This is a genomic window from Microbacterium sp., from assembly GCF_035554235.1.
Lineage (GTDB): Bacteria > Actinomycetota > Actinomycetes > Actinomycetales > Microbacteriaceae > Microbacterium.
The window spans coordinates 1-3,294 of sequence record NZ_DATMIO010000117.1 but is presented as its reverse complement, the minus strand read 5'-3'; the positions used below and the strand labels follow the sequence as shown (position 1 = coordinate 3,294).

Here is a 3,294-nt window from a genome sequence, read left to right as displayed (position 1 = left end):
CCGCACGTGCGGCCTCGCCCATCACCTTGGCGAGCAGGCGGTTCACGACGAAGCCGGGCGCGTCGGCGGTGAGCACCGCGTTCTTGCCCAGCCCCTTGGCCACCACGAACGCCGTCGACAGGGCAGCGTCGTTCGTCCGTGGCGTCTTGACGATCTCGATGAGCGGCATGACCGCGACCGGGTTGAAGAAGTGGAAGCCCACGAGGCGCTCGGGGTGCGCGAGCTTCGAGCCGATCTGCTCGACCGACAGCGAAGACGTGTTGGTCGCGAGGATGGCGTCCTCGGCGATGAACGCCTCGATCTCGCCGAACACCTGCTGCTTGACTCCGACCTCCTCGAACACGGCCTCGATAACGAAGTCGCAGTCCGCGTACTCGCTCTTATCGGTCGTCCCGTGCACGAGGGCGCGCAGTTTGTTCGCGCCGTCGCCGTCCAGGCGGCCGGTCGCCTCGAGCTTCGCGATCTCGTCGTGGATGTGCGCGATGCCCTTGTCGACCCGCGCCTGGTCGAGGTCGGTGATCAGCACCGGCACTTGCAGCCGACGAAGGAACAGGAGCGCGAACTGGCTCGCCATGAGCCCGGCGCCGATGATGCCGACCTTCGTCACCTTGCGGGCGAGCGCCTTGTCGGGGGCGCCGACGGGACGCTTGGCGCGCTTCTGGACGAGATCGAACGCGTACATGGATGCCGCGAACTGGTCGCCCACGACGAGCTCCGCGAGCGCGTCGTCCTCGCGGGCGAAGCCCTCGGCCTTCGTGCCGCCCCTGGCCTTCTCCAGAAGGTCGAGCGCGACATACGGCGAGCGGGGGACCGTGCCGATGCGGCTCTCGAGCATGTTGCGCGCCATCTTGATGGCGATCGGCCACTTGGTGAGACGCTCGATCTTGCCCGGCTCGTGCTTGCGGTCGACCTTGACGGCGCCGCTGAGGACGCCGTCCGCCCAGCGCAGCGAGTCCTCGAGGTAGTTCGCGGCGGGGAAGATCGCGTCGACGATGCCGTAGTCGAACGCCTGCTGGGGCTTCAGCATCCGGTTCTGCTTGAGCGGATTCGAGATCACGACCTCGAGGGCGTTCTCGATGCCGATCAGGTTCGGAAGCAGATACGCACCGCCCCAGGCCGGGATGATGCCGAGGAACACTTCCGGCAGCGCGATCGCCGCGGCCGAGGCATCCACCGTTCGATACGTCGAGTTGAGCGCGACCTCCAGTCCGCCGCCGAGCGCGAGTCCGTTCACGAAGGCGAAGCTCGGAACGCCGAGGTCGGACAGCGACCCGATCACCTGGTGACCGCGCTGCGCGATGAGCTTCGCGGCGTCCTTGGACTGCACACCGCTCACGTCCGAGAGGTCCGCGCCCGCGGCGAGGATGTACTGCTTGCCGGTGATGCCGACGGCATGAATCTCACCCGCTGCCGCGCGCGCCTTGATGCCCGCGAGGGTCGCCGCGAGCTCGGTGAGCGTCGCGGGGCCGAGCGTGTTCGGCCGCGTGTGGTCGCGCCCGTTGTCGAGCGTGATGAGCGCCAGCACCTTGCCGCTCGGCAGGCGGATGTCGCGCACGCGCGAGTGCGTCACCACCTCATCGCCGCTCATCGCGTCGAGGGGGGAGAAATCGATGCCGTCGTACTGATTCGCAGCGGAGTTCGTCATCCGGCGCCTACTTCCGCTTGCCGTCGAAGAAGGGGTTCTCCCAGATGACCGAGCCGCCCTGGCCGAGGCCCACGCACATCGCCGTGAGCCCGTAGCGCACATCGGGGCGCTCCTTGAACTGGGCCGCGAGCTGGATCATGAGTCGAACACCGGATGCCGCGAGGGGGTGGCCGATCGCGATCGCACCGCCCCACTGGTTGACGCGCGCATCGTCGTCGGCGATGCCGAAGTGATCCAGCAGCGAGAGCACCTGGATCGCGAAGGCCTCATTCAGCTCGAACAGGCCGATGTCGTCGATCTTGAGCCCGGCGCGTTTGAGCGCCTTCTCCGTCGACGGGACCGGGCCGATGCCCATGATCTCGGGCTGCACCCCGGCGAAGGCGTAGGAGACGAGCTTCATCTTGGGGCTGAGGCCGAGTTCCTTGGCCGCGGCGCCGCCCGCGAGCAGGCTGATGGTCGCGCCGTCGGTGAGGGGCGACGACGTGCCGGCCGTGACGCGTCCATGCGGGCGGAACGGGGTCTTCAGCGCGGCGAGGTCCTCCATCGTCGTCTGCGGGCGTCGGCCCTGATCCTCGGTCGCGAGGCCCCAGGCGCCGTCGGCGTCCGTGATCGCGACGGGAACGAGATCCGGCTGGATCTTGCCGTTGTCGTACGCGGCCTGCGCCTTGTGCTGGCTCAGCATGCCGAAGCGGTCGGCGCGCTCCTTGGTGAGGTGCGGGAACCTGTCGTGGATGCGCTCCGCGGTGATGCCCATGTTGAGGGCGTCGGCCGAGACGAGCTTCTCGGTGAGGAATCGCGGGTTCGGGTCGGCGTTGCCGCCGAGGGGGTGGCGGCCCATGTGCTCGACGCCGCCGGCGAGGGCGACGTCGTACATGCCGAGGCCGATGGAGCCGGCCATGGTCGTGACGCTCGTCATGGCGCCCGCACACATGCGGTCGATGGCGAAGCCGGGGACGGACTGGGGGAGTCCGGCCAGGATCGCCGCGGTGCGCCCCAGGGTCAGGCCCTGGTCGCCCTGCTGGGTCGTGGCGGCGATCGCCACGTCGTCGATCCGCTCACCCGGAACGCCCGGGTTGCGCTCCATGAGCCCGATCATCGCCTTGACGACCATGTCGTCCGCACGGGTGTTCCAATACATGCCCTTTTCGCCGGCGCGCCCGAACGGGGTGCGCACTCCATCGACGAAGTAGACGTCCGATACCTCGGCCACACTGCCTCCAAAACTAGGGGAATGTCCCCACTCTAGGAGGCGCGTTCGGGGCCTTGGAATCGGTTGGGCGCTACCTACGAAGCGCCTTCCGAGGGTTCCGCAGGCGCTTGCCGGGAATCTACAAAGGCTTGGGCGATCTGCTGTGCGGTCTGCGCAATCTGCCACGGCCGCGCGCCGAGCTTCGCGAGAGCTTCTGCGATCGCGGCGCTGTCGTCGCCCGGCGGCGACCACGCGACCCGGCGCAGCGTCTCGGGCGTCAGAAGATTCTCGGTGGGCATGCCCAGCCCCTCGGCGATCGCCTCGACGACGGGGCGTGCCGCCTTCAGCCGGAGGTCGGCCTCGGGATTGCGATCCGCCCACGCACGCGGCGGGGGCAACGTGTCGCTGGCCACGCGTTCAGGCGGCAGATCGGTCGATGCCCGGCCGGCCTCGATCGCCG

The 3,294-nt window shown here is 68.8% G+C and carries 2 protein-coding genes and 1 pseudogene; all 3 read right to left on the bottom strand.

From position 1 onward, the window contains the following. Positions 1-1,645: 3-hydroxyacyl-CoA dehydrogenase NAD-binding domain-containing protein (locus VNT50_RS05820; RefSeq protein WP_325484156.1), on the bottom strand; the 1,645-nt coding region annotated here is incomplete at its 3' end. A gap of 7 nt (positions 1,646-1,652) precedes the next feature. Beyond that, positions 1,653-2,855, bottom strand: coding sequence for a thiolase family protein (locus VNT50_RS05815; RefSeq protein WP_325484155.1), 1,203 nt, complete (start codon positions 2,853-2,855; stop codon positions 1,653-1,655). 74 nt (positions 2,856-2,929) lie between these two features. After that, a pseudogene (locus tag VNT50_RS05810) lies at positions 2,930-3,294 on the bottom strand (ribonuclease D); the annotation flags it as partial.